The sequence below is a fragment of the Mycolicibacterium sp. TUM20985 genome (assembly GCF_030295745.1).
GTDB lineage: Bacteria > Actinomycetota > Actinomycetes > Mycobacteriales > Mycobacteriaceae > Mycobacterium.
The window spans coordinates 5,692,354-5,717,220 of the sequence record NZ_AP027291.1; the positions used below are offsets into that span (position 1 = coordinate 5,692,354).

The 24,867-nt window shown below is 67.7% G+C and carries 26 protein-coding genes; 12 read left to right on the plus strand and 14 right to left on the minus strand.

The window, feature by feature from the left end:
- Positions 1-22: 22 nt before the first annotated feature.
- Positions 23-1,033: a glycosyltransferase gene (locus QUE68_RS27655; protein ID WP_286274783.1), complete on the plus strand. Its 1,011-nt coding sequence runs from the start codon at positions 23-25 to the stop codon at positions 1,031-1,033.
- Positions 1,030-1,854, plus strand: coding sequence for a glycosyltransferase family 2 protein (locus QUE68_RS27660; RefSeq protein ID WP_286274784.1), 825 nt, complete (start codon positions 1,030-1,032; stop codon positions 1,852-1,854). Before QUE68_RS27655 ends, QUE68_RS27660 begins: the two co-directional genes overlap by 4 nt.
- A gap of 9 nt (positions 1,855-1,863) precedes the next feature.
- Here QUE68_RS27660 and QUE68_RS27665 read toward each other — a convergent pair whose 3' ends face one another.
- From QUE68_RS27665 to QUE68_RS27690, 6 genes are all read right to left on the minus strand, one after another.
- A complete protein-coding gene (locus QUE68_RS27665) occupies positions 1,864-2,538 on the minus strand; it encodes a Crp/Fnr family transcriptional regulator (protein WP_284231437.1) in 675 nt (224 codons plus the stop codon).
- A 140-nt stretch (positions 2,539-2,678) separates the two neighbouring features.
- Positions 2,679-2,972, minus strand: a complete 294-nt coding sequence (locus tag QUE68_RS27670) for a putative quinol monooxygenase (RefSeq protein ID WP_284230024.1) — start codon at positions 2,970-2,972, stop codon at positions 2,679-2,681.
- Between the two features lie 40 nt (positions 2,973-3,012).
- Positions 3,013-4,257 carry an NAD(P)/FAD-dependent oxidoreductase gene (locus QUE68_RS27675; protein ID WP_286274785.1) on the minus strand — a complete coding sequence of 415 codons (1,245 nt, stop codon included), beginning with the start codon at positions 4,255-4,257 and terminating at the stop codon, positions 3,013-3,015.
- On the minus strand, positions 4,254-5,636 hold the full coding sequence (locus tag QUE68_RS27680) for an NAD(P)/FAD-dependent oxidoreductase (protein WP_286274786.1): 1,383 nt from the start codon (positions 5,634-5,636) through the stop codon (positions 4,254-4,256). The genes QUE68_RS27675 and QUE68_RS27680 overlap by 4 nt, the downstream gene beginning before the upstream one ends.
- On the minus strand, positions 5,633-7,081 hold the full coding sequence (locus QUE68_RS27685) for an FGGY family carbohydrate kinase (RefSeq protein WP_286274787.1): 1,449 nt from the start codon (positions 7,079-7,081) through the stop codon (positions 5,633-5,635). Before QUE68_RS27685 ends, QUE68_RS27680 begins: the two co-directional genes overlap by 4 nt.
- Positions 7,078-8,592, minus strand: coding sequence for an amino acid permease (locus QUE68_RS27690; RefSeq protein WP_286274788.1), 1,515 nt, complete (start codon positions 8,590-8,592; stop codon positions 7,078-7,080). The genes QUE68_RS27685 and QUE68_RS27690 overlap by 4 nt, the downstream gene beginning before the upstream one ends.
- 149 nt (positions 8,593-8,741) lie before the next feature.
- Between QUE68_RS27690 and QUE68_RS27695 the strand changes: the two genes are divergently transcribed.
- The 3 genes from QUE68_RS27695 to QUE68_RS27705 all read left to right on the plus strand — a co-directional run bounded on the left by QUE68_RS27695 (position 8,742) and on the right by QUE68_RS27705 (position 12,851).
- Positions 8,742-9,485: a GntR family transcriptional regulator gene (locus tag QUE68_RS27695; RefSeq protein WP_286274789.1), complete on the plus strand. Its 744-nt coding sequence runs from the start codon at positions 8,742-8,744 to the stop codon at positions 9,483-9,485.
- A gap of 133 nt (positions 9,486-9,618) precedes the next feature.
- Positions 9,619-11,109 (plus strand): arylsulfatase, encoded by a 1,491-nt coding sequence (locus QUE68_RS27700; protein WP_286274790.1) that lies wholly within the window; start codon positions 9,619-9,621, stop codon positions 11,107-11,109.
- Positions 11,110-11,189: 80 nt separating this feature from the next.
- Positions 11,190-12,851 carry an acetolactate synthase large subunit gene (locus tag QUE68_RS27705; protein ID WP_286274791.1) on the plus strand — a complete coding sequence of 554 codons (1,662 nt, stop codon included), beginning with the start codon at positions 11,190-11,192 and terminating at the stop codon, positions 12,849-12,851.
- On the opposite strand, the gene QUE68_RS27710 is transcribed toward QUE68_RS27705, so the two are convergent.
- Complete coding sequence (locus tag QUE68_RS27710) at positions 12,811-13,326, minus strand: hypothetical protein (protein ID WP_284230040.1); 516 nt, start codon at positions 13,324-13,326, stop codon at positions 12,811-12,813. The two genes, QUE68_RS27705 and QUE68_RS27710, sit on opposite strands and share 41 nt — an antisense overlap.
- Positions 13,326-14,693, minus strand: coding sequence for a molybdopterin-dependent oxidoreductase (locus QUE68_RS27715; protein ID WP_284230042.1), 1,368 nt, complete (start codon positions 14,691-14,693; stop codon positions 13,326-13,328). The genes QUE68_RS27710 and QUE68_RS27715 overlap by 1 nt, the downstream gene beginning before the upstream one ends.
- Positions 14,694-14,810: 117 nt before the next feature.
- Between QUE68_RS27715 and QUE68_RS27720 the strand changes: the two genes are divergently transcribed.
- The 3 genes from QUE68_RS27720 (at position 14,811) to QUE68_RS27730 (ending at position 16,403) form a co-directional block, all read left to right on the plus strand.
- A complete protein-coding gene (locus QUE68_RS27720; protein ID WP_284230044.1) occupies positions 14,811-15,464 on the plus strand; it encodes a TetR/AcrR family transcriptional regulator in 654 nt (217 codons plus the stop codon).
- A 198-nt stretch (positions 15,465-15,662) separates the two neighbouring features.
- A complete protein-coding gene (locus tag QUE68_RS27725) occupies positions 15,663-16,016 on the plus strand; it encodes a hemophore-related protein (RefSeq protein ID WP_284230046.1) in 354 nt (117 codons plus the stop codon).
- A 75-nt stretch (positions 16,017-16,091) separates the two neighbouring features.
- A complete protein-coding gene (locus QUE68_RS27730) occupies positions 16,092-16,403 on the plus strand; it encodes a hypothetical protein (RefSeq protein WP_284230048.1) in 312 nt (103 codons plus the stop codon).
- Between the two features lie 8 nt (positions 16,404-16,411).
- On the opposite strand, the gene QUE68_RS27735 is transcribed toward QUE68_RS27730, so the two are convergent.
- Together QUE68_RS27735 and QUE68_RS27740 are read right to left on the minus strand one after the other, a co-directional pair.
- The gene (locus QUE68_RS27735) at positions 16,412-17,650 is read right to left on the minus strand and encodes a DUF7373 family lipoprotein (protein ID WP_284230049.1); all 1,239 of its coding nucleotides are present in this window, start codon (positions 17,648-17,650) and stop codon (positions 16,412-16,414) included.
- Positions 17,651-18,453: 803 nt separating this feature from the next.
- The gene (locus QUE68_RS27740) at positions 18,454-18,870 is read right to left on the minus strand and encodes a helix-turn-helix domain-containing protein (protein WP_284230050.1); all 417 of its coding nucleotides are present in this window, start codon (positions 18,868-18,870) and stop codon (positions 18,454-18,456) included.
- A 263-nt stretch (positions 18,871-19,133) separates the two neighbouring features.
- Here QUE68_RS27740 and QUE68_RS27745 point away from each other — a divergent pair, with 263 nt between their 5' ends.
- The 3 genes from QUE68_RS27745 to QUE68_RS27755 all read left to right on the plus strand — a co-directional run bounded on the left by QUE68_RS27745 (position 19,134) and on the right by QUE68_RS27755 (position 20,328).
- Positions 19,134-19,268, plus strand: coding sequence for a hypothetical protein (locus QUE68_RS27745; RefSeq protein WP_284230051.1), 135 nt, complete (start codon positions 19,134-19,136; stop codon positions 19,266-19,268).
- A 19-nt stretch (positions 19,269-19,287) separates the two neighbouring features.
- Positions 19,288-19,860 carry a chorismate mutase gene (locus QUE68_RS27750; RefSeq protein WP_284230053.1) on the plus strand — a complete coding sequence of 191 codons (573 nt, stop codon included), beginning with the start codon at positions 19,288-19,290 and terminating at the stop codon, positions 19,858-19,860.
- A gap of 255 nt (positions 19,861-20,115) precedes the next feature.
- Entirely contained in the window at positions 20,116-20,328 is a 213-nt protein-coding gene (locus QUE68_RS27755; RefSeq protein WP_349816702.1) for a long chain fatty acid-CoA synthetase Faa4p, read from the plus strand.
- Positions 20,329-20,377: 49 nt separating this feature from the next.
- On the opposite strand, the gene QUE68_RS27760 is transcribed toward QUE68_RS27755, so the two are convergent.
- Together QUE68_RS27760 and QUE68_RS27765 are read right to left on the minus strand one after the other, a co-directional pair.
- Positions 20,378-20,878 carry a nitroreductase/quinone reductase family protein gene (locus tag QUE68_RS27760; protein ID WP_284234316.1) on the minus strand — a complete coding sequence of 167 codons (501 nt, stop codon included), beginning with the start codon at positions 20,876-20,878 and terminating at the stop codon, positions 20,378-20,380.
- Between the two features lie 25 nt (positions 20,879-20,903).
- Positions 20,904-21,527 carry a DUF3159 domain-containing protein gene (locus tag QUE68_RS27765; protein WP_284234318.1) on the minus strand — a complete coding sequence of 208 codons (624 nt, stop codon included), beginning with the start codon at positions 21,525-21,527 and terminating at the stop codon, positions 20,904-20,906.
- A 38-nt stretch (positions 21,528-21,565) separates the two neighbouring features.
- On the opposite strand from QUE68_RS27765, the gene QUE68_RS27770 reads away from it, so the two are divergent.
- Positions 21,566-22,582, plus strand: a complete 1,017-nt coding sequence (locus tag QUE68_RS27770) for a CobW family GTP-binding protein (protein ID WP_284234320.1) — start codon at positions 21,566-21,568, stop codon at positions 22,580-22,582.
- A gap of 3 nt (positions 22,583-22,585) precedes the next feature.
- Here QUE68_RS27770 and QUE68_RS27775 read toward each other — a convergent pair whose 3' ends face one another.
- Positions 22,586-23,467, minus strand: coding sequence for an endonuclease/exonuclease/phosphatase family protein (locus tag QUE68_RS27775; RefSeq protein ID WP_284234322.1), 882 nt, complete (start codon positions 23,465-23,467; stop codon positions 22,586-22,588).
- Position 23,468: 1 nt separating this feature from the next.
- Positions 23,469-24,656, minus strand: coding sequence for a metallophosphoesterase (locus QUE68_RS27780; protein WP_284234324.1), 1,188 nt, complete (start codon positions 24,654-24,656; stop codon positions 23,469-23,471).
- Positions 24,657-24,867: the final 211 nt, after the last annotated feature.

A 24,867-nucleotide genomic window follows, 5' to 3' on the forward strand; every position in this document is an offset into this window, starting at 1 on the left:
TCGAGGACGGAAGGCTCGCCCCTTGATTGGCTACTACGTGCACCACCATGGCAGGGGTCACCTCGCCAGGACCACCAGCATCTGCGCCCAGCTGGACCAGCCCGTGACGGTGCTCACCTCGCTCCCCCTCGGCGAGCAGACTCCCTTCGACGAGGTACTGCCCCTCCCCCGGGATGACGGCGGCGGGCCTGCCGTGGATCCCACCGCGTCGGACGTCTTTCATTGGGTTCCGTTGCACCACGACGGTTTACGCGAACGCATGCGACTCATCGCGGACTGGATCACGGTCGCCCGGCCGGCTGCGTTCGTCGTCGACGTGTCGGTGGAGGTCGCCACCCTGGTGCGGCTGCTCGGCGTGCCGGTGGTCGTCGTCGCGATGCCGGGTGAACGCACCGACCGGCCGCACGAACTGGTGTACGAGCTCGCCGACCACATCGTGGCCGCGTGGCCCCGAGCCCTGTACCAGCCCGACTGGCTGCGACGTCATGACCACAAGACCTCCTACGTCGGTGGGATCAGCCGCTTCGAGGGCCGGCCACGGCCGGTCCGCCGCGACGACGGCGCGTGCCGCGTACTGACCCTCGGTGGCGCCGGCGGGTCGACCGTCGACGCCGCGATGATCGACCGGTACGCCGCCGACCATCCCCGTTTCCGCTGGAACGCCCTCGGCGTTGCCGGCGGACGGTGGATCGACGATCCGTGGGACGACCTGTGTGACGCCGACGTCGTGGTCGCGCACGCCGGACAGAGCTCGATCGCCGACATCGCCACCGCCGCCCGGCCCGCCATCGTGGTGCCACAGCTGCGACCGTTCGCCGAGCAGGAGACGACCGCTGGGGTGCTCGGCCGGTCGGGCCTCGCCGTGAGCCTGCGACGGTGGCCGGAGTCGCCGGAGTGGGACGAGCTGATCGACCGGGCTCTTCGCCTCGACCCCGAGGCATGGCGCCGGTGGCAGACCGCAGGCGCACCCGCCCGCGCGGCGGCCCAGATCGACGAGGTGGCGGCGCGTCGGGCCCCGGTCTCCGTACCGTGAGGACGTTCGTGGTGACCGCCGTCCGGGGGCGGGCCGCCCATCTGCGCCGCCAGCTCGAGGGCCTGGCCCGAAGTCACGATCGGCCGGCGGGCCACGTCGTCGTCGCCATGGCCGACGACACCGTCGCGGCGACCGTCCGTGCCAGCGGTAGCGCGGCCTGCGTCGTCGACCACCACACCGCGGATGGCCGTTTGCAGGTAGCCGGCGCCCGCAACCTCGGCGCCCGACGAGCCATCGAGGCCGGCGCGGAGTTGCTGGTGTTCCTCGACGTCGACTGCATCCCGGCGCCCGAGCTGATCGCCCGTTACCGGCAAGCCGCCGCCGACGGCCGGTACGCGGACGCCCTGCTGTGCGGTCCCGTCACCTATCTCCCGCCGCCGGAGCCGACCGGATACGACCTGCAGACACTGACCCGACGAATCTCCCCGCACCCGGGGCGTCCGATGCCGAGCGGCGATGCCATCCTGCAGACCACCGACTATCAACTCTTCTGGTCGCTGTCCTTTGCGGTGACCGCGTCGACGTGGACCAAAATCGGCGGCTTCTGCACCGACTACGACGGATACGGTGGCGAGGACACGGATTTCGGTCAGCTGGCGATGTCGAAGGAGGTACCGATGTTCTGGGTCGGCGGCGCCCACGCCTTTCACCAGTATCACCCGGTATCGGATCCGCCCGTCGAGCACCTCGCCGACATCCTGGCGAATGCAGCTGTCTTCCAACGACGTTGGGGCTGGTGGCCGATGCATGGCTGGCTAGACCAGTTCCAGGCCGCCGGTCTGATCACCCGGGACGCCGACGGCAGCCCACACCTCGTGTGAAACCGGTTCCTAGCGAGCGCGTTTCGCGAGTCGCTCGGGGTCGAGGATCAGTACGCTCTTGCCCTCGACGCGGATCCACCCGCGCTGACTGAAGTCGGCGAGTGCCTTGTTGACCGTCTCACGGGAGGCGCCGACCAGCTGGGCGATCTCCTCCTGCGTCAGGTCGTGGGTCACCCGCAACGCGTTGCCCTCCTGCGCACCGAAGCGCTGCACCAGCTGCAGCAGCTGCTTGGCCACCCGGCCGGGCACGTCGGTGAAGATCAGGTCGCCGAGATTGTTGTTGGTCCGGCGCAGGCGACGGGCCAATACTCGCAACAGCTGTTCGGCGATCTCGGGGCGCCCGGCTATCCAGGCCCGCAGCGCCTCGCGATCCATCGAGACCGCCCGCACCTGCGTCACCGTGGTCACGCTCGACGTCCGCGGGCCGGGGTCGAAGATCGCCAACTCGCCGAACATGTCGGACGGTCCCATGATGGTCAGCAGGTTCTCGCGCCCGTCCGGGGTGCTGCGGACGATCTTCACCTTGCCCGAGACGATGATGTACAGCCGGTCGCCAGGCTCGCCCTCCACGAAGATCGTGTGCCCCCGCGGGAAGTCGACGGGCTGCAGTTTGCCGACGAGGTCAGCCACCGCGCTGGGCTCGACGCCCTGGACGATCCCGCTACGCGAGAGGGCGTCCTCCACGTCGCCTGGATCCACCGACGACCTCACACCCGCTCCATTAGTGCGCACATCCTTGTGAGCGTAGGGCCTAGCCCTGCGCCGAGTGGCCACTTATGCCACGCGATCTCGGGAAATGCGTGGCACAACTGGCCACTCGCGGGTCAGACGTCGGTGGTCGAGTACCTGGTCTTCACTGGCGGCGCCGCCAGCAGCGGCGGCAGATCGGTGATCTTGCCGTCGCCGGCGCGGAAGGCGCGGTAGGCCTCGTCGTCGGCCACGGTGTCCCAGACCTCGTAGATGATCCAGTGCGCATCGTCGTCCTCGTCGACGAGCACGTCGACGGTGAGGGCGCCTTGGAAGCCGCGCGTCTTCTGCAGTTCGCGGGCGAACACCTCGCGGGCCTGGGCGACGGATTCGGGCTTGAATCTCAGCTCGAGCAGAACGGTGACGGACATCGATGATCTCCTGACGTGTGCGGGTCCCCGTCCAACCTTGTCAGACGAGGAGTTCGACGACGACGTCGCCACCGGCGAAGTCGGCGTCGGCCACCAGGGACCACGGCGCCCGGTAGATCCGCCCCGGTGCGGCGGGCCACGGCGTCCGCTTCGCACCGATGGGGCGACCGTCCTGCACCGCGCGCAATCGCGGGAAACGGTGGAACTCGTCGACCCAGAACGACAGCTGCCCGCGGGAGGGGCCACACCGGTCGGGGGTGAGCAGTTGCGGTGACACCCAACGCAGCGGTGGCGTGGTTCGCAACCGAATGCCTGTTTCTGCAACGACTTTCCGGTCCAGCCAGTCGATCACGTTCGGTGCGACGTGCCGCCCGTCGAGGGCCGCGCAGTCCGCCGTGTCCACCGGGTGCACCAGGTTGCCGACCGCGAACACGCCCGCTCGGCTGGTCCGCAGACCCGCATCGACGAGCGGACCGCGCGTGCCCGCATCCATCGCAAGGTCGGCGGTCCTGGCCAGCTCGTGGTCGGGGATCCAATCGCCGGTCGTGATCACGGTGTCGCATTCGAGCGTCGAACGCACGCCCGTGTCGAGGTTCTCCACGACCACCGACCGCACCCGCGTCTTGCCGTCGATGCTCACCACCCGGGTCCTGGTCAACATCGGACCGCGAACGAGCGCTCGACCGGGGATCCGAAACGCGGCGTAGGCCTCGGGATGAGGATGCGCACTGACCATCGCGACTGTGGCGCAACCGGATTCACGCAACGTCAGCACCGCCGACCAGCTGACGAGCTCCGCGCCCACGATGACGGCCCGGCTGCCCACCTTCGCGTGCCGGACGTGGACGAGGTTCTGCAGTTGCCCCGTGGTGTAGACGCCGTCGGGCCGATCACCGGGGATCAACCGGGCCGGCCGCGGCCGCTCCCTGGCACCGGTCGCCAGCACGACGGCGTCGGCCGCCACCGTGCGTCGGCCGCGTGGCGAGGTGATCTCCATGGTGCGCTCGCCGGCCCATCCCGTCACCATCGCCTCGGTCTCGAGGTGGGCTCCCGCGTCGCGGGCGGTGTCGGTCAGGCGTCGTGCGTAGGCGGGGCCCGTGAGAAACCGCTTCAGGTCGCGAATCCCATAGCCCAGATGGTCACTGTGCCTGGGGATTCCGCCCGTCTCTGCTTCGCGCTCGATGACGAGCACCTCGCCGTCGACGACCGGGGCCAGGGTCGCGGCGGTGGTCAGCCCGGACGGGCCGCCCCCGATGATGGCGACGGCGACGCGTTGCGCCGTCATCGGGCCGCCTCGAGGAGTGCCGAGGTGTGCGCACCGCAGTAGAACCCCTGACAGCGGCCGTTCATCACCCTGGTGCGACGGCGGAGCCCGTCGAGGTCGCAGGGCGGAATCGTCGAGGCGAACGCGTCGCGGATCTCCCCCTCGGTGACGCGTTCGCAGAAGCACACGATGCGGCCGTACTCGGGGTCCCCGGCGATGCGCTCCACGTCCTGGTACGGCCGGATCCCCACCTCGCCGATGTTCGGCATCCGCGGTGGCGCAGGCAGGTCCGCCCGCGGCGTCACGTCGAGGCCCGTATCGGTCAGCAACTCCAGAAGGTGCTCTGCCACCGCCATTCCCGCAGTCAGACCGGTCGAGCGGATGCCGCCGACCAGGACGTAGCGCTGGGTGGTGTCGACGTCGATGAGGTAGTCATCGCGGTCGATGGCGGCGCGCAGGCCCGCATAGGCCGCGGTGACCTCTTCGTCGAACAGGGTCGGCATGAGCGCGCGACCCTTGCCGAGCAGGAACTCGAAACCCTCCTCGGAGGTGCCGGTGGCAGCGCGGTCGTCCAGGTTCTCCGAGGTGGGCCCCACCATCACGTTGCCGTAGATGGTCGGGCTGACGAGCACGCCCTTGCCTCGCGACGAGGGAACGGCCAGCACGATGCACGGCACCATCGGGCGGGTCAGCTTGTCGAACACCAGCAGCTCGCCGCGACGGGGCGTGACGGTGAATCGCCGATGACCGAACGCGGCGTCGACGTGATCGGCTCCCAGTCCCGCCGCGTTGATCACCCAGCGCGCGGTGACGTCACCAGCCGTGGTGACGACGGTGGTGTGGTCGCCGGTGACGACGACGTCGGTGACCTCGGCGCCACGACGCAGTTCCACCCCGCGCCGAACGGCCTCGGTCGCCAGCGCCAGGTTGGTGGTCCAGGTGCAGATGATCGACTCACCGGGCACGGTCAGCCCGGCCAGTGCACCGGGTCCGAGGTGCGGAACGCGTTGGTAGACCTCGTCAGCGCTGACGATCTCGCAGGCGTGGTATCCGTTGCGCTCCGCCTTGTCCTTCAGCGTCGGCAGGATGTCACGCTCCTCGTCGGTCCACGCCACCAGGAGTGCGCCCGTGCGTTCGACGGGAATTCCGACCTGCTCGGCGTACTCACCGAGCAGGTCGTAGCCGCGAGCGACCAGCCGGGACTCCAGCGTGCCGGGGGTCGCGTCGAAACCGGTGTGCAGCAACGCGGTATTGGCCTTGCTGGTGCCGTCGCCGACGTCGTCGCGGCCCTCGATCAAGGTGACGGTCAGGCCGGTGCCCCCGAGCGCACGGGCGATGGCGCTTCCGACGATGCCTGCACCGATCACGACGACGTCACGAATCTCGTTCGGAGCGTTCACGTTCGGCTCTCCTTCGAGGTGAGTACGGCTGCCGCGGCGTCGCGCCAGCGATTGAGGTGTTCGGCCGCGCGGTCGTCGGACCACAGCGGCTCGTATGTGTGCCGGGGTGTCCAGGTACCCACGACGACGGCCGGGCTGAGCGTCGGGTCCAGGGCCAGGCGTGCGCACGCCGCGGCGCCGAGAGGGGTGGCGTGAGCAGACGGGTAGACCTCGACGGGTATGCGGGCGAGGTCGGCTTGCGCCTGCATGAGGACCGCGGAGCGCGTCAGCCCGCCGTCCACCCGAAGTCGGGTCAGCGGCTGTCCCAGATCCTGGGCAACCAGGTCGGCCAGACACGCGACCTGCGCGGCGATCCCCTCCAGCAGGGCCCGCACCAAGTGGCCGCGGCCGCTGCTGAGCGTCATCCCGGTGAACGAGGCGGCGGCCTGCGCGTCCCACCACGGAGCGGCCAGACCGGCGAGCGCAGGCACGCACAGCACGCCGTCACTCGAGTCGCCCGCAGACGCCGACACGGCGTCGAGTTGGTCGGCCGCGGGCACCAGACCCAGGTCGATCGCCCACCGCACCGCCGAGGCAGCGGTGTACACCTGCCCGTCCGCGCAATACGAGGTCCGGTCCCGAAGCGTCCACGCGACCGAGGTGGTCAGGCCGGCACCCGACCGTGCGGCGTTGTCGCCGAGTTGCGCGAGCAGGAACGCGCCGGTGCCGAAAGTGCACTTCGCCGCTCCCGGGTCCAGGCAGCTCTCGGCCAGCAGTGCGGCCTGCTGATCCACGACGAGCCCACCGACGGGGATCGGCTGAGTACCGAAAGCCGTTGTCTCGCCTACGATCTGATCGCACGCAACGAGCTCCGGCATCGGCTCGTCGCCCAGGCCGAACACCTCGAGCAATTCCTCGCTCCACGTTCTCGCGTCCAGATCGAGCAGGAGTGAGCGGCTCGCGGTCGACGTGTCGGTGACGAAGGCACCGCACAGCCTGTGCACCAGCCAGGTGTCCGTCGTCGTGACGACACCGTCACGGGTCAGATTCGCTCGGAGCCAGGCCATCTTCGGAGCGGAGAAGTACGGATCGAGTACCAGGCCGGTTCGCCGGGCGACGTCGTCGGCCGATCCGGCGAGCGCCGCGCACACCGATTCCGCGCGGCGGTCCTGCCACACGATGGCCGGAGTCAGCGGCCGTCCCGTCGCGCGGTCCCACGCCAGCACGGTCTCTCCCTGATTGGCCAGCGCGACGGCGGCGACGGGGACGCCGGCCTCCTCGAGTGCCCGACGACCCGTGTCGACCACCGAGTTCCACAGCGCCTCGGGATCCTGCTCGACTCCGCCCCCGGCCAGATACTCCGGGCGCAGCGCGACCTCGGCGATCGATACCACCCGCCCGTCGCCGTCGACGACGATCGCCTTGGTGCCCGAGGTGCCCTGGTCGATGGCCAGCACGTAGGTCATGGCCGTAGTGTGCCCGCTTCGTGGTCGAGGACGGCGTCGATCGAATGCTGGTCGGGCATGGCCAATCCCTCGCGCCCGCGTCGGGCGAGCAGGAAGCCGAGGTACCCCGCGCCGATCACGACCATCACGATGACATAGAGCCAGGCGTCCTTGAAGCTGGCGTCACGGAAGAGCGCGAGCTCGAACGTCAACCAGACGACTGCGACGACCAGAATCGGCTTCTCCCACGCACCGAGGTCGAACTTGCCGTTGACGGGCAGCTTCCTTCGCTTGGCCAGATACATCACCACGGTGGCGGCGTAGATGAGCGCGGGCAGCAGCGTGGCGGCACCGAACAGCGTGAACAGGGCGTCCTCGGATTGGGAGAAGATCGCCAGGATCAGCTCGGCGAGGAGGACGAACAGCACGGTCGCCTTGAACGGCGTGTGAAACCGCGGTGAGATCTGGTTCCACTGCTGCCAACCGGGGAGGCGCTCGTCGCGAGACATGGCCCACGTCAAGCGAACTCCGGTCATCATGATGACCAGGCCACACGCGAAGATGGCGATGACCACCATGAGTAGGAGGAGCGTGCTGACCACCGAACCGAGGGTCTTCTCGATGACGTCGGCGATGGGCGTGCCCGATTCGGCGAGCGCCACCGGGTCGCCGGCGGCCAACGTCACGGCGATCAGGAAGACGAAACCCAGGACGCCGGAGGCGATGACGGCCTGACACATCGCCCGCGGGACGACGCGCTCGGGATCGTTGGTCTCCTCGGCGAGGTTGGCGGCGGACTCGAATCCGACGATGGTGAAGGCACCCAGCAGGAACCCCAGCATCCACGGACCCGCGGACGTCCAGTCACCGAAGCTCCAAAACCCCTCGGGGGCAACGGCTCCCTTGCTGAACAGGTTGCCGGGATCCATGTCGCCGCGCACTGCGGCCACGACCAGCAACAGCACCGTCAGGGTGACCATGCCGACGAGTTCGAGGGATACCGCCCCGTTGTTCACGCGCTCGCTCCACTTGGTGGACAGCGCCAGGAGAACGGCCTGCGCCACCAGCACCAGTGCGGTCACCCCCCACGTGACGGTCGAGCTGCCCTCGTAGTTCAGCAGGACGGGAAGGACGGTCGAGGCGATCGTGTAGTCCACCGCGACGACGACGATCGCGAGGAAGGTAAAGGAGATCCACCCGATGATCCAGCCGAGGATCGGGTTGGCCAGACGCGACATCCACTGGTAGGCGTACCCGGTCACCGGCATCCGCGACGCAATGGTGCCCAGGACGAACGCGACGGCGAGCTGCCCCACGACCGCGATCGGCCAGGTCCAGATGCCGACGGGACCCGACGAGTTCAACACCGCTCCGTAGGTGGTGAAGATGCCGGTGGCGATGGAGACGAAGGCGAACGCCACGGCGAATGACGCGAACTTGCCGGTGCGGCGCTCCATCGACTGCTTGTAGCCGAACTGCGCCAGCTCGGCCTCGTCACCCTTGCCTCGGACGGCGGGCTGCGGGTCGGTCATTGGTTCCTCCAGGTGGTATAGACCATGTGGCTCGACCAAAGTATGCGAGCGCTGAACCGCCCCGTCAACCCTGGAAACCGCGTGTTCACACGCGGTGGCCTAGACCAAGTGGTCACCTCGGATGACGGGTCCGGAGCTACCCTGCATGGATGACCGCTTCGAGGGGCGCAACGCGGCCGTCGACCACTCCGCGCTACATCGCCATCGCGGCGCAGGTGCGGGACCGGATCATCGTCGACCAGCTTGGACCGCACACCTTGCTGCCCTCCGAGCGTGAGCTCGCCGAACAGCATCAGGTCAGCCGAATGACGGCGCGGCAGGCGCTGTCGCTTCTGGAGAACGAGGGCGTGGTCTACCGGCGACCGCCGCGCGGGACGTTCGTCTCCGAACCCCGGGTGCGGTTCCACATCGGCAGCTTTTCCGAAGAGGTGTCGCGTCAGGGCCGCCACCCTGCGGCGCGGCTGCTCTGGGCCGAGCAGCAGGAGCCGACGCCGTCGGTCCGCCTGGCCCTCGAACTCTCCGCCGGTGCGATGGTTCATGTCTTTCACCGGCTGCGCACCGTCGATGACGTGCCCTTCGCGCTGGAGACGACGTTCCTCCCCGCGGACCTGACACCCGGCATCCTCGACCTGGCCGACGAAGGATCCCTCTGGGCGACCCTGCGCGACCGGTACGGCATCGAACTGAGCCGCTCGACAGCGGTGTTGGAGTCGATCGTGCTCGACGACTCCTCCAGCGCGCAGCTCAACGTCCGGCCGGGTTCGGCGGGAACGCTGTTGACCAGGACCACCTTCGGCGCGAGCGATCGACGGGTCGAATACGCGCGCGACGTCTACCGCGCAGACCGGGCGTCGTTCGAGGTGTCGGTCGATCTCCGGACCGGGACTCCCTAGCTCGGCTGTGCGCGCCTGCGCCCCCCGGGACGGGGCCCGGCCGCACTGCGGAATCGACCCGTTCGACAATCGAAGGGCCTAGTGTTCTGCCCACGAGCGTCCACAAGAGCGGCGCCAAGGGAAGGCAAACCTCGTGGGTGACAAGCCGAACATCCTGATCATCTGGGGCGACGACATCGGGCAGAGCAACCTGAGTTGCTACAGCGACGGGATGATGGGGTACCGCACCAAGAACATCGACCGCATCGCCTCCGAGGGTGTCCGCTTCACCGACTACTACGGCGAACAGAGCTGCACCGCCGGACGCGCGGCCTTCATCACCGGCCAGAACCCATACCGCACCGGGCTCACCAAGGTCGGCATGCCCGGTGCGCCGGTCGGCCTGCAGGCCGAGGACCCGACCATCGCCACGGCGTTGAAGGCGCAGGGCTATGCCACCGGGCAGTTCGGTAAGAACCACCTCGGCGACCGTGACGAATTCCTGCCGACCATGCACGGCTTCGACGAATTCTTCGGCAACCTCTACCACCTCAATGCCGAGGAAGAGCCCGAGAACGTCGACTATCCGAAGGACCCCGAGTTCCGGAAGAAGTTCGGCCCTCGTGGCGTGCTGCACACCTGGGCCAACGGGGACGGCACCCAGCGCATCGAGGACACCGGCCCGCTGACCAAGAAGCGGATGGAGACCTGCGACGAGGAGTTCCGCGACGCCGCCGTCGACTTCATCAAGCGGCAGGCTGACGCCGACACCCCGTTCTTCGTGTGGTTCAACTCGACGCACATGCACTTCCGCACCCACCCCAAGCCGGAGAGCATCGGGCGCGCGGGCCGCTGGCAGTCCGAATACCACGACACGATGCTCGATCACGACGACATCGTCGGCGAACTGCTGGACACGTTGGACGAGCTCGGCATCGCCGACGACACCATCGTCATGTACTCCACGGACAACGGCCCCCACATGAACAGCTGGCCCGACGCGGGCATGACGCCGTTCCGCAACGAGAAGAACTCCAATTGGGAAGGCGCGTACCGAGTTCCAGCGATGGTGCGCTGGCCCGGACACATCCCCGCGGGCACCGTGCTCAACGGGATCGTCAGCCACAACGACTGGTTCGTCACGCTGCTCGCGGCAGCCGGGGAGCCCGCCATCGCCGAGAAGCTCAGGGCGGGCACCGACCTGAACGGAACCACCTACAAGGTGCACCTCGACGGCCACGACCAGCTGGACTACATCACCGGTGCCACCGACGAGAGCCCAAGGAAGCACTTCTTCTACGTCTCCGACGATGGCGACCTGACCGGGCTGCGGTTCGACAACTGGAAGATCGTGTTCATGGAGCAGCGGGTCCAGGGCACCTTGAAGATCTGGCTCGAACCGTACGTCGTGCTGCGCGGGCCGAAGTTGTTCAACCTGCGCACCGATCCGTACGAACGTGCCGACATCACGTCGAACACCTACTTCGACTGGATGATGGATCGAATCTTCGTGTTCACGCCGGCGCAGGCGTACGTCGCGAAGATGCTGCAGACGCTCGTCGAGTTCCCGCAGCGGCAGGAGTCGGCCAGCTTCAACCTCGAGCAGGTGATGGCTAAGCTGCAGGCGGGCGTTCCCGACTCCTGAGGTCGGCGTGATGATCCGGCGAATGTCGTTCGCCGTCAGCCGCTCTACCAGCCAGGCGGTGTGGCGATTACGCTCGTCGGATGCCAGAGTCCAGTCGCACCACGGCCCAGTTGATCGTCGAGTGTCTGGAGAACGAAGGGGTCACCCACGTCTTCGGCATCCCCGGTGAGGAGAACATCCGACTGGTCGACGCGCTCTCTAGGTCGACGATCGACTACGTCCTCACCCGTCACGAACAGGGCGCGTCGTTCATGGCCGAGGTCTACGGCCGACTGACCGGCAAGGCGGGAGTATGTTCGGCGACCCTCGGGCCGGGTGCGATCAACCTGCTCCTCGGGGTGGCCGATGCGACCACGAATTCGACGCCAGTGATTGCACTTTCGGCTCAGGTGGGCATGCAGCGCAGTTACAAGGAGTCCCACCAGGGCGTCGACCTTGTCTCGATGTTCGCGCCGGTGACGAAGTGGTCGGCACTGGTCGCGACACCAGGTGCGGTGCCCGAGATGGTCCGCAAGGCCTTCAAGCTCGCCCAGACCGAGCGGCCGGGTGCCGTCTACCTGGCCGTACCCGAGGACGTCGAGTCGGCCGACGCCCCCGAGGCGGCCGCTCCGCTACGCGTCAACGTTCCACGTCCCGACGATCCCTCGGCCACGCAGGTGGCGCGGGCGGCCGAGATCCTCCGCGCCGCACGCAACCCGGTGCTTCTGGCGGGACACGGTGCCGCTAGGGCCGGCGCGGCCGACGCGGTCCGACGATTCGCCGAAACCCTCGCCATTCCCGTCGCCACCACGTTCCACGGCAAGGGCGTGATGCCCGACGATCATCCGCTGGCGCTCGGCGCGGTGGGTTTCATGCGCCATGACTACGTGAACTTCGGCTTCGATCAGGCCGACGTCATCATCGCCGCCGGATACGAACTGCAGGAGTTCGATCCGATCCGCATCAACCCGCGCGGCGAGACGAAGATCATTCACGTGCACCGCTTTCCGGCCGAGGTGGACGCCCACTACGACGTGGCGGTCGGACTGAACGCCGACATCGGGCGCAGCCTCGACGAGCTTGCCGCAGCGGTCGAACGCCGCCAGCCACCGACGTCGGGACAGGAGCGCATCCGAGAGCTGCTCGCCGAGGAACTCGACCGCGGCCGGGCGGACGACCGCTTTCCGCTGGCGCCCACCCGCATCGTCGCAGACACCCGGGAAGCCCTGGGCCGCGACGACATCGTCCTGGTCGACACCGGCGCGCTGAAGATGTGGATGGCGCGGCTGTATCCCACCTATGAACCGAACACATGCTTGATCTCCAACGGTCTGTCCACGATGGCGTGGACCCTGCCCGGCGGTATCGCCGCCAAGATCGCGCGGCCCACCGCCAAGGTTCTCGTCGCCACCGGCGACGGTTCCTTCCTGATGAATTCGCAGGAGATCGAGACCGCGCTGCGCGTGGGCACGCCGATGGTGATCCTCGTCTGGGTCGACGACGCATACGGACTGATCAGCTGGAAGATGGACCTCGAGATCGGCCACAACGTCGACACCCGGTTCAACAATCCCGACTTCATTGCCTACGCCGAGAGTTTCGGCGCGAAGGGTTACCGCATCGCCTCGGCGGACCAGCTGCTGCCCACCCTCCGGGCGGCGTTGGCCGCCGACACGGTGAGCGTCGTCGCGTGCCCGGTGGACTACACCGCCAACAGCGTTCTCATCGAGTCGCTTGGGGAGCTGGACGAGTCCTGGTCGTGACGGTCCGCACGACGTAGCAGACGGCGCTGGTCAGGTAGAAACCCGCCACCAGCAGAAGCCAGCGTCCCAGGAACGGCTCCTGGGTCAGGCCGGTCGCGGCGTAGTAGGTGAAGGCACCCTGTTCGATGATCCCCGGCAGGAACAGCACGAAGGTCAAAGCGGCTGCCATCGTGGGAATCCGGAGATAGTTGGTCAGCGGCACCCGGCGCGCGTCGGTCGGCTTCGCGCGGCGGCGTTCCTTGGGCAGGAGCCTCTCCACCAGGGCGTAGAGCGGAAACAGAATGAGGTCGTGGCCGATGACGGCGACGGCGAACCACACCGCGATCGACTGCCACCACACCCGTGGGTTGAACAGCTGATCGATGCCGAGGACCCAAATCGCATAGGCGGCGAGCGCGAGCGCTCCGAGGAGCACGATCAGGTGCAGAACGTGCTCACCGTACAGCCGCCGGAACCGTGCCGACACGTCGTCCATCAGACCTCCCGGAAGTCGATCGAGGCCACCCACTTGGTGCAGTGCACACCGGGAAGGGCGGGGACGATGATCCGGGCCGGGTAGCCGTGGTCCAGGGACAGCTCCGCGCCGTTCACCTTGAACGCCAGTAGCGAGTCGGGATTGAGGACCTGATTGCGTTGCAGCCGAGCGTGATTGAAGGCGCCGAACCGCTCGAGCGAGGACACGATCGCCGAGCCCGGTTCGGGACGACCGGCGGCGGCGGCGAGGTCTGCCAGCCGGACCCCCGTCCATGTCTCGACCGTCGACCAACCCTCGACACACGCGAGCGGCAGTTCTGCGGTGTGCTGAGGCAGCGCGGCCAGCATGGCCCTGTCGAGGATCACCGGTTGCGGGCCGCCGAGCAGCTGCAGCCGCCATCTGTCGCCCGTCAGGGCCGGGTCGATGCGGGCCGAGAAGGCCGTGCGATTGATCTGAAAGTCGTTGGGGCCGTCGCCATAGCTACGCCCACGTGGGAGCAGGATGGCGAACTGGCGGGTCCAGCCGCCGATGGTCTGCCCGGCGGTCAGCACGGCCACCAGCAGGGCGCCTCCGCCGACGACCGCCAGGATGCCCCGTCGGCTCAACGTCGGCGGGTCGGGATCGATTGCCACCAAACCATTCTCGTCGAGCGGCTCGGGCAGCGTATCGGCCCGGGACGTGGCGAGCACCCGACGCATCGATCGTGAGCGCAGGCTGCGAATCATCGTCGGAAGCTTGATGGCCACGTGGGCCACGAACCCGGCGATGAACACCCACGCACCGAAGTAGTGGGCGGTGTAGAAGCTGAAGCCGAAGATGTAGTCGTACTGGATGTTCAAGACACCGGTGACGATCTCGAAGAGCACGCCGCCGACGAGCATCAGCAGCGATACGCGTTCGATCACGTTGGCCACCGAGCGGGCCGGTGGCCACGTGAAGAGTCGGGGGATCACCGACCACAGCTTGGCCAAGACCACCGGGATCATGACGAGCCCCAGGCCGACGTGCAGACCCTGCGTCAGGCGATAGAGCCAGTGCGGGTTGCTCGGCCAGTCGAACGATGGCAGCTTGAGCCACCCGACGTCCGCCGGGATGGCCATGCCGAACTTGGGGCCGTAGGCGATGTAGGACAACAACCCGGTGAGGATCACGATCGGCAGGATGACTAGGAGGACGGCACCGAACACCGACGTCAACCACGGCCCGCGCAACGGGCTCCGCCATCTGATCTTCGACAACCCGGGGGGCGGGTGGTTCTCCAGCGTCCGCCAGATCGCGGCGGGAAACCCGTGCTGCGCTTCCCGGACGGGCGCGCCCGAGGGAGGGGCCGGGTGATCGCCCTCGGCAGGCGGCTCGGCGATTGTCATGTCACTCCTCGTCGACGTCGAGTGCCACGTCCCGACTGTACCGGAGGGTACACGCAGGCAGGGCCGCGTGTGCGGGTGTCGACGGGTCCTACCGGGTCAAGTCATACACTGTTCACCATGCATACCGGTCCGCTTGAAGGAGCGCGACCCCTTCCGACCACCGAACGCGGTCGCCGTACCCGCGCGGCGATCATCGATGCGGCCGCCACCCTGATGTACGAGCGCGGCGTCGCGACGACGAGCCTGGACGAGGTCCTTGCAGCCGCTGGCTCCGGCAAAAGCCAGCTGTACCACTATTTCTCGAACAAGAACGACCTCGTCGGCGCCGTGATCGAGCGGCAGTTGGAATGGGTCCTCGAGGAGCAACAGCCCTATCTCGACCACACCGACTCGTGGAAGGGAATCCAGGAGTGGGCAGCCCAATACCTGGAGCTGCACGCCCCTCCCGAAGGGCCCTTTGCTTGTCCGCTGGGGACCATGGCCGCCGAGCTGAAGAACGATCCCGCCTTCCGTCCGCTCCTCGATGATGCGTTCAGGCGGTGGGAGAAGCCGCTCGCGGACGGGCTGCGCGCCATGCGGAAGCGCGGGGAGCTGAAGCGCAGCGCCGACCCCGACAGGTTGGCGGCAATGGTGATCGCCGCACTGCAGGGCGGGATGCTGCTCGCCCGCGTGCGCGACGACGTCACGGTACTACGTGACGCGTTGTCGAGTGCGATAGCCGAGTTGCACCGCTGGGAAGCCGTCCGGCCCGCGTCACGATTGCGCTCCTGACTGCTACGACCTGCTCCTGACTTCTTTACTGTACTCGATAGTACACATGGAAAGCACTGCTGCTCATGCGTATCGGCAATACTGTACCTACCAGTACTGTTGTTCACGCTACGGTCGTTGTGCGGCCACTTCGCGGCAGTAGCTTTCTCGTGACGGGCTGCCACCAGCCCCCGAGGCGAGTACCGAGGAGTCCGCATCATGAACGCACGCTTCATCCCCGCGCTGGGAGCCGCCGCCGTTGCGGCGACGTTGTTTTGTGCCCCAACGGCTTTGGCGGAGTCCGGTGACCCCGTACCGCCGAACTGCACCGGTGCCGACTTCGCGGGCGTATCGGCCGGCGTGGCGGCCGCCATGTCGAGCTACCTCTTCACCCACCCCGACGTGAACGCGTTCATCACGGGCCTTGAGGCCGACGCCGATGATCAGTCGACGATGAAGCTCGTCGACTACTACGCGACGCATCCACTCGTCAAGGCCGAGACGGACGCCATCCGGCAGCCGATCGCTGATTTCGACCGTCGCTGCGGTTACGGCAAGAACTCTCAGCTCTGAGTCAACTGACCGCCGAACGGCATCCACTGCCACCGCACCGTGGCAGCCGACCGACCTACCCGAGGAGAAGCTCCGATGACCATGCCGTCGACATCACGTAGGCCGCGAGCCCTGGCCCTCTGTTCGTTCGCCGCAGCGGTGACCGCGCTCGTGGCGGCGCCGCAAGCGCTTGCCGACCCGCAGGCGGGATCGGCGTCGGCCGACATCATCGTCAGTGAGCTGACGGCGAGCGGCTTCGACACCCAGATCAACTTTCTCCAAGGCAACCCGAACGTTCCACTGAAGGAATGCCGCGTCGACGCGATCCGCAACCCGAACGGTCCGATGGCGAGCATGATCATGTCGTCGACTGTGTACGTCGACGTGTCCTGCCCCAACGCCAAGTAGCTGCTGACCTATGTCGCGGTGAGCATCACGTATTGCGCGGCCAACTGCTGGTGCACGTCATCGAGTTTCGGACTGCTCACCTCGATCGCGTAGCGACCGGCGGGCGCCACGCAGTAGAACGCCTGCGGCAGCGCATAACAGTGGCTGTCGGGAAGCGGTGCGACGGTGTCGGCCGGTGTGGTGCCCTCCGTTGACGACACCTCCTCGCTGAACGCGTTGGTGATCAAGGCCGCGGAACCCTCGTCCTTGGCTTCGTAGACGTTCGTGCTCCCCATCGCCACGCGGGTGGTTCCCGTGTCATCGAACAGCGCCGCCGAGCCGACCGGATTGCTTTGGAAGTGCTCGGCCCCGCGGACCGCGTACACCGCGTTCTTCGCCGTCACGGCAACGGTCGCGGGGAGGGTCCTGGCGAGCAGTCCGGTGGGGTCCAGTGGAACCGTGGCGAGGTCGACTGCGGGCGTGAACTGGTCGATCACCGGTCGCTGCGTGTCGATCGCCTTGGCGACAAGAGCGGTGGCGGAATCGAGCCCGTCGACCGATTGCACGAACTGCATGAGGACATACGGTCCGTGTGGTGTGAACGAGCGCACCGTGGCGCGGGGTTGGTTCGAGCCGTGCGGTGTGAACGGGTACGTCGACGCCACGGCATCGGGATGACCGGGAATCGGAGCCACCGCTGGCGTGACGCCCTTGACCGGCTGCTTCACCGCCGCGTCACCCATCGCCGCACTGGCCGCCACGGCCGCGGCCGGATCGGGGAACCGCAGCACGGCGTTCACCATGGCGGCCTCATCCGCTTTCTGGCGAGCCGAGGCGAAGCCGTTGACGAGTCCGCTCCGGCCGGCTGCGTTCGCGATCTCCTCGGGCCCCAACTGCTGCAGCACGTCGGCGCTCCCGATTACGTAGTAGCTGTTGAGATAAGTGTCGACGAGCTTCTCGTCGACCTCCCAGGGGCCCACCACGAAGTCGGCCATGTGTTGTGCATCGGCGATCGCACCGGTGGCGGGGTTGCCCGACACCCCCAGTGGCGGACGCGGTGAGGTCGGGTACTTGCCTGCGTCGAGAAGGGACGGGCTCACCACCTGGCGCGCAGGCGGACCCGACGGGCCAGTGCCCGTCGTCTCGCCTACCGCGCCGGTGCCGTTGTCAGCACCGGGATTCCCGCACGCCGCCACGATGAGCAGGCAGGCGGCGAGAGCACGGAACACCCGGACATGTCGCACTGCGCGTCCCGTCGTCGATTGCATGGCTTCCCAACCTAATGGCCTTCCAGTCATCGGGCCTCACTTTGCTGCGCGAACCGCTGTTCGTCATGGACCGTCACGATGAAAAGTCACGTAACCGTGGGCCCTGCCAGAGGTATCGGCCAATGATCTTGGCAAACAGTCAACACATTTGACACATGTTCGCTCCAGCGTTTGCCCGTCGGTGGTCTTCGCGCCGGAGAAGCAGCCACCCAATCGTCACCATCCCTGTTGCCACGCTCGGAAAACCAGCGGCATGACAACTTCGTGACGATGGCTTCTCGAGGTCGCTGCGGGGGGCCACATCCGCTGTAACTTCGACAGTGCGGATCGCACCGACGCCGCGAAACTTTCATGAGAAAGCCTGTTCAAAGGGGAGAATTTCTCTCAGTTCGGTGGACTGCCCCGCGAGACGGACGACGTCGCCCGTCAAAGCGGGTCGTGCGCCGCACCTTCGTCCCGACCTCGACGAGGTGGCCGCCCGGCGCTTTGCTCGATGGCCGACCAGGGGATGCCCGACGTGACCCCCGGAACAGTCGCAAAGTTCGGAAATGAAGTTTGCTTGAGATTTTCGACGGGAGAGAGCACCATGACACTATTGCGTCGTGCGGAATCACCCGGCGCAAGACGAGCCAGCCGTGTCCCCGCTGGTCCGAGGATCGGACCCACCCGTGCACCGCTGGCTTAAGGTAGGCGACGACATGACTTCTCCCATCGACGCTGTCGCGTCCCACGCGATCACCGTCTTGCCGCACTTGCGGTGGGAATTGGAACAGGTGATGACCCGCGTTCGGCCGCAGGATCTGTCAGCCGTTGAGATCGCCGCTCTGCTCGCGGTCTTGCGCCCCGCCCATGCGCGCGTCGTCGGAGGTCCAGCCAGCCGGCCAGGACTGCGCGTGCTCCGCGTCGGCGGCGAGCACCCGTCGCCGAACCTCGCTCAGCAGTGAATCTATCGACGCTCCGCTGAGGTCTCCGGTCAGCGTCGTCAGTTCGACCACGCCCAGCTCGTCACTCTTCAGGTAACCCGCGGCCACGAGGGCCTCGACCGGCGAGTGACCGTAGGCGCGGGCAAGGGCGACCGCCGCTTCCGCTCGAGGCTTCGTGGCGCCCCGCTGCCAGCGCGAGATACTGGATTGATCGATTCCCGTTGCGTCGGCGATGCCCTTCTGACTGGCACTGCCGGTAACGGTGAGCACGTACTGCCACCACGTCGACTCAGCCACCGGTTGAGCGTATGGCATACCTGTCTGGATCGACCCGCTTCCGGCGGAACAGCTAACTCAATGTAGTAGCTGTATCACAACTGCAGGAATGGCGCAGGCCGCACCAGTCGTGGCGCCGTCGCTGTCACCGGCCACCAGTATCGGGCGCCCGCTGTTGCCGAGCGAATGTGTCACGGGGGCCAACGGCAGCCTCGGGTCCAGCCTGTTCCTGCTGAGCCCCGTCACCCACTCCCAATCCCCTGACAGCTGCCTTCAATGGCCCCGTGGAGTTCAAGCTGTTCTACTACGTCATCGGCCTCGCCAGCCTGGTTCCGATCGTCAACATCTTCGTGGCCAACGGCACCGACGGCGCAGCGGGCACCGGCGCCAACGGCGGCGCAGCGGACCGCCGACCCTGACTCGGTCTACGTTGTCGACATGACCACCACCGCTTCAGGCCTCCGCGTCGGGATCGCCGTCGCAGGTGCGGCGCTCGCCCTGCTGGCCGTGCCGACGCCGGCGCAGGCCGAACCGCCGTCCCTGTTCGCGTTGGTCGATGCCGCCGCCCAGCGTCTGGAGACCGCCGACGCCGTCGCCGCCTCGAAGTGGATCACTCACGCACCCATCGAGGATGCGGTGCGCGAGCAACAGGTGATTGACGCCGTGACCGCGGCCGCCGGCGACGTGGGCGTCGACCCCTCCTACGTGGCGCGTGCGTTCCGCGACCAGATCGATGCCACGGTCGCGGTCCAATACGACCGGTTCGGTGAGTGGAAGCTCGACCCCGGCGGGGCTCCCACGGCAGCACCTGATCTATCGGACTCCCGAGCCACCATCGACGCGCTCAATCGCACGATGGTTTCCGAGATTGCCGCACAATGGGATTCGCTGCGTGCACCCCAGTGCGACGTCGACCTCGAGACCGCCAGCAACGACGTCGCCGCCGCGCGTGATCTCGACGCCGAATACCGGCGGGCGCTGGCGTTCGCGACGCGGTCCTACTGCCAGTGAACGGCTGCATGCCGAATGGGTGAACACCCGCTGAACATCTGAAAGTAGTTCTGAGCGAAGACAATTCACGACCACGGCATTCGTCTCCGATCACCGTTGCACGCGGCCTGCGAACGATTAGGTGATTTCGCCGATCCCGCATTATCCTTGCCCGCGGTTCGTCGACGACACAGGAAACCCTTCATGCCCATTCAGCCCACCCTGCGGCGCGCGCAGTCCCTTCGCAGCAACCGCAGGCAGCACCTCACCCACCGCGTGAGCTACCAGACGGTCGGTCAGAGCTTCGACATCGAGATCAGCCGTGACATCGACGGCTGGACGGTCCGCATCCCGGAGATCGGTGGCGTCACCCACGCGCGGCGCCGCGCGGGCGTCGAGCTGGCGGCGCGCGAGTGCATCGCCGACCGGACCGGAATCCCGATCGGCTACGTGATGACCTTCGTCACCAAGGAGACCGTCGGCGCGTAGCTCTGCCGCCTCTGCGATTTCGGCGCGTAGACGTTCGCTGACCGAACGTTTACGCGCCGAAATCGCCTTGAAAGACGGGGATCGAGCGTCCGGGCCGCAACATCACCACGGGGATGTGCCGCGTCGTCGAGGTCTGGTAGCCGAGGTAGGGCGGAAACAGGTGGGTCATGAACGACCACACCTGGTGGCGCTCCTCGTACTCGGGCTCGCGCCAGGTGGCCTCGAACGCCTGCGTCGCGATCTGCACGCCGATCGTCTTGCTCTCGCGGATGTTGAGGTACCACTCCGGATGGGTGTCGGCACCGCCCTTGGACGCGACGACCACGATCTCGCCGCCGAGGTTGCCGTAGATGAGCGGCGTGACGTACGTCTTGCCGGACTTGCGGCCCGCGCAGCTGATCAGGCAGTGCGTCGTCAGCGTGTGACCGCCGACGGAACCCAGGTCGAGGATGTGTCCCCGGGCGCCGCCCGAGCTCAGATACTCCTCGAGATGGTCGTGCACCCAGTCACCTCGCTCAGCGCGGATCGCGGCGGCGTCTGCATCGGCCATGTGTCGTTCCCTCCGAATCGGTGAATCACGCCGTGTCGGATGCGCGTGGCAGCGCCCGAATGGCGGTCCTGACGGCCAAGTAGATCAGGGCCGTGGTCACCACCCAGATCGGCCACCCCATTGCGATGCGCGCGGTGGCGAGCAGTCCGGGCTGATCGGTGTCGTAGAGGTAGTACTGCACCGCGAAACGGGCCCAGGACACCGACGCCATCATGATGGTGGCGAGGTCGAACGCCCGCCGCACCCGAGGCACCCCGCGCCACGCGCCGTCGCGGCCGGTGATCCACGCCCACCCGACACCGATGAGCGGGCGGCGGATCAGCACCGACGCGGTGAAGGCGATCCCCAGCACCAGGTACGTCCAGATGCCGGGCAGATAGAAGTCCTTGGCCCGGCCGGTGACGAACGCGAACCCCGCGCCGACGGCCACCCCGCAGAAGCCGAACAGTGCCGGTCGGACCGACTCGTGCCGCACCAGCTGCCACAGCAGGACGGCCGCCGCGACACCGAGGGCGGCGGCCAGCGACCACCCGAGGTCCGCGAAGGCGTTCACCGCGCCGAAGGCGGTCACCGGAAGCGACGTGTAGATCAGCCCGCGAACCCCACCCGCGCGCGCCATCAACGCGTTGAGCGGAGTGCTTTCAACCACCTGGCCGAGGGTACTGCGCCCCGCCCTACACTCCTCGGGTGCGAGCCATCCCCGTCATCGCTCTCACCGGTTACCTCGGCGCCGGCAAGACGAGCCTCCTGAACCACGTGCTCCGCGCACCGGGCGCACGGATCGGCGTCGTCATCAACGACTTCGGCGACGTCAACGTCGACGCCGGGTTGGTCACCGGTCAGGTCGACGAGCCCGTGTCGATCGCGGGCGGCTGCGTCTGCTGCCTCGACGACGACGGCGGGCTGGACGACGCGCTGGAGAAGCTCACCGACCCGCGCCTCGCCCTGGACGCGATCATCGTCGAGGCCAGCGGTCTCGCCGACCCGGTCGCGGTATCCCGGCTGATCCGCTTCAGCGGGGTCGAGCGGGTGCGGCCCGGCGGCGTCGTCGACGTCATCGATGCGGTCACCCACTTCGACGTCGTCGACCGCGGCGGCATGCCGCTCGCCCGCTACGGGGCGGCATCCCTGATCGTCGTCAACAAGCTCGATCAGCTTCCCACCGACCAGCGGGCCGCCGAGCTGGGTCGCATCGAAGCCAGGATCCGGGAACGCAATCCGCACGCGCACGTCGTCGGCGCCATCGGTGCCAGGATCGATCCGGCTCTGCTCTACGACGTCTCCGACTCCGACGACGGCTCTGGTCAACTGTCGATCCGCGAACTGCTCCTCGACGCACACACCGACGACCCCCACCACGTTCACGCCGCGTCGGTCACGGCGAGCAGTGACGGCTGCCTCGACCCGGGTGTGCTGCTCGACCTCCTCGAGGATCCGCCCGCGGGCGTGTACCGCGTCAAGGGGACCGTGTCCGTGCGCACCCGCGACCGGGTGCGCAGCTACGTCGTCAACGTCGTCGGGGCGTCGGTTCACGTCGCGACGGCGCGGGTGCCGACGCACAGCAACTGCCTCGTCGCGATCGGAACCCACTTCGACACCGACGACGTGCGCACCCGGGTGGAGTTGGCGTTGCGTCCCGTCGACGGGCCGGCGAACGCCGCGGCGATGCGGCGACTGCAACGGTATCGTCGCCTTAGCTTCTGACCCTTACCGTCGCCAGAACCGTTGACTCCGAACCGTTTCCGGTGAGGCGCGGCGTTGCAATCGGCAGATCACCCCGAAGTGGTCCGACGGGAACACCCGCGGCAGCTCACTGGAGATCGGCTCGGTGCCCAGCAGGTCGATGTCCGTCGCCGACCAATCGTCACCCTTGAGGAGCACCCTGTCGAAGCGCACGTGGCGCTGCTTGTTCTTGCTGTCGAGCCGCATCAGGTTGATCGTCGTGTCCTCGGTGAAGCCGGCGTCGCCCGGCCGCAGGGCGGGCCAGAGATCGAGGTAGGGCTCCGGGATGCGGCCGTTTTCGCCATCGCGCATGTTGAAATCGCCGAGTACGACTGCGTTCTCGGCTCGACGGAGGGTGCGAAGGACACGGCCCAGTTGTCGGGCCCGCAACAGCACGGCGGCCTTGCCGCTCTCGAGGTGCACTGCGACCACGGTCAGCGTGGTACCCCCAGCGTCGAGTTCGGCGGTCATGAACCCCCGCGCCAGGTTCGTCGGCAGCGGGGTGTAGCCGACCCGCTCGATCGGCAGCCGGGACAGCATCAGCATGCCGTAGTTTCCCAGGGCGCCACCGGTGACCTCCGCGAAGCGGTAACGCACCCGCACCCACGGCTGGGCGAGGAAGATCTCCAATGCCGCGGGGGTGACTTCCTGAAACACCATGACGTCGGGCATGTTTCGCGACAACACGTCGGCGATCGCGCGGTAGCGTTCGTCGGCGTGGTAGTCGCTGAACCAGATGTTGAAGGTCGCCACCGTCAGCTCGCCGCGGGTCGTCGCACCGACGGCGGCGGCGTCCCTGATCCACCGGTTGGACGCCACGTCGAAGGTGCCGACGGGGACGCCGCGACCACGTGTCCGCAACGCCACGTCAGGCTCGGCGCAGCGTCAGCACCGTGATCTCGCTCGGCGCGAACACCCGGAACGGCGGGCCCCAGAACCCGGTCCCCCGGCTGGTGTAGAGCTGCGTCCGGTCACCGTGGCGGCTCAACCCGTGGACCACCGGTTGATCGAGCCTGACCAGAAAGTTGAAGGGCCAGATCTGGCCGCCGTGGGTGTGCCCCGAAATCTGGAGGTCGACCCCGGCCGCAACGGCGTCGGGTACCTGCTTCGGTTGGTGCGCGAGCAGGAGCACCGGCAGCGTCGGGTCGGCGCCGGCCAGGGCGGCCTCCAGGTTGGCCCCGTGCCCCTCGGTGCCCGATCCCCGAGCGGTGGCGTCGTCCACGCCGGCGAGGACGAGCTCGTCACCGCCGCGTTCGACCACGATGTGCCTGTTGTGCAACGCATCCCAACCGATGTCGGTCATGTAGTCGAGCCAACCCTGCGCTTCGCTGAAGTATTCGTGGTTGCCGGTGACGTAGACGCGGGCCAATCTGCCGCGCACCCCCGCGAGCGGGCGGGTCTGCGGTTCCCGCACGTCCACCGTGCCGTCGGCGAGGTCACCGACGTGACAGACGACGTCGGCGTCGATCTCGTTGATCCGGTCGGCGACCAGCGTCGACCACCGGGTGCGGTCGAGCGGCCCGTAGTGCGTGTCGGTGACCATCGCGACCCGCAGGCCGTCCAGTCCGGGGCCTAGTCGGGGAAGGACGATGTCGACGTGCTTGGTCCGCGGCAGTCGGATCGCCTCGGCGTATCCCCAGACGAGCAGTCCCACTACCACCGCGACGACCGCGACCGCCACCACGCGTGATCTGATCGGGTCATCGACGCCGAGCATCGCCAGCGCCAGCCTCAACAGCTGTGCCAACACCGACCATACGAAGAGCACCCACACCGCTCCGAGCAGGGCGTCGCCGGTGACGGCCGCCCAGTCCAGGTGGCGCCGGCCATGCCCGAGCATCGTCATGACCGGGAGCGCGACGAAGGCCGCCACGAACCCGACGGTCCCGACGACGACCACGGCGGCCGGCCACTGCGCACCCGCTGCCAGCAGCGTCCACCACGGCACCCCCAGCAGGAGCAGTTGGAGGGCGAAGACGGGGATTAGCCGGAGCCAGCTTCGCCCCGGCCGTGAGGGCGGGGCCGGTCGTACCTGAACAGACTGGGGGTCTGACATGACGAGGCACCTCGATCCAGGTCGTGGGGTTACCGCCGAGGCTACCTGCGTTCCTGGATCCGTACGCCTCGGCCTCGGCGCGGTCCCCGGCGAATCCAGGGACAGGTGCTCGGGCGCGCCGAGCGAACGACCGTCTAGCTCGCGGCGAGGGCTGATCCTCTCGCGCTCGCGTTGCTCCGCATCGACTCCCGCCGTGTCGCGTGCGCGAGCT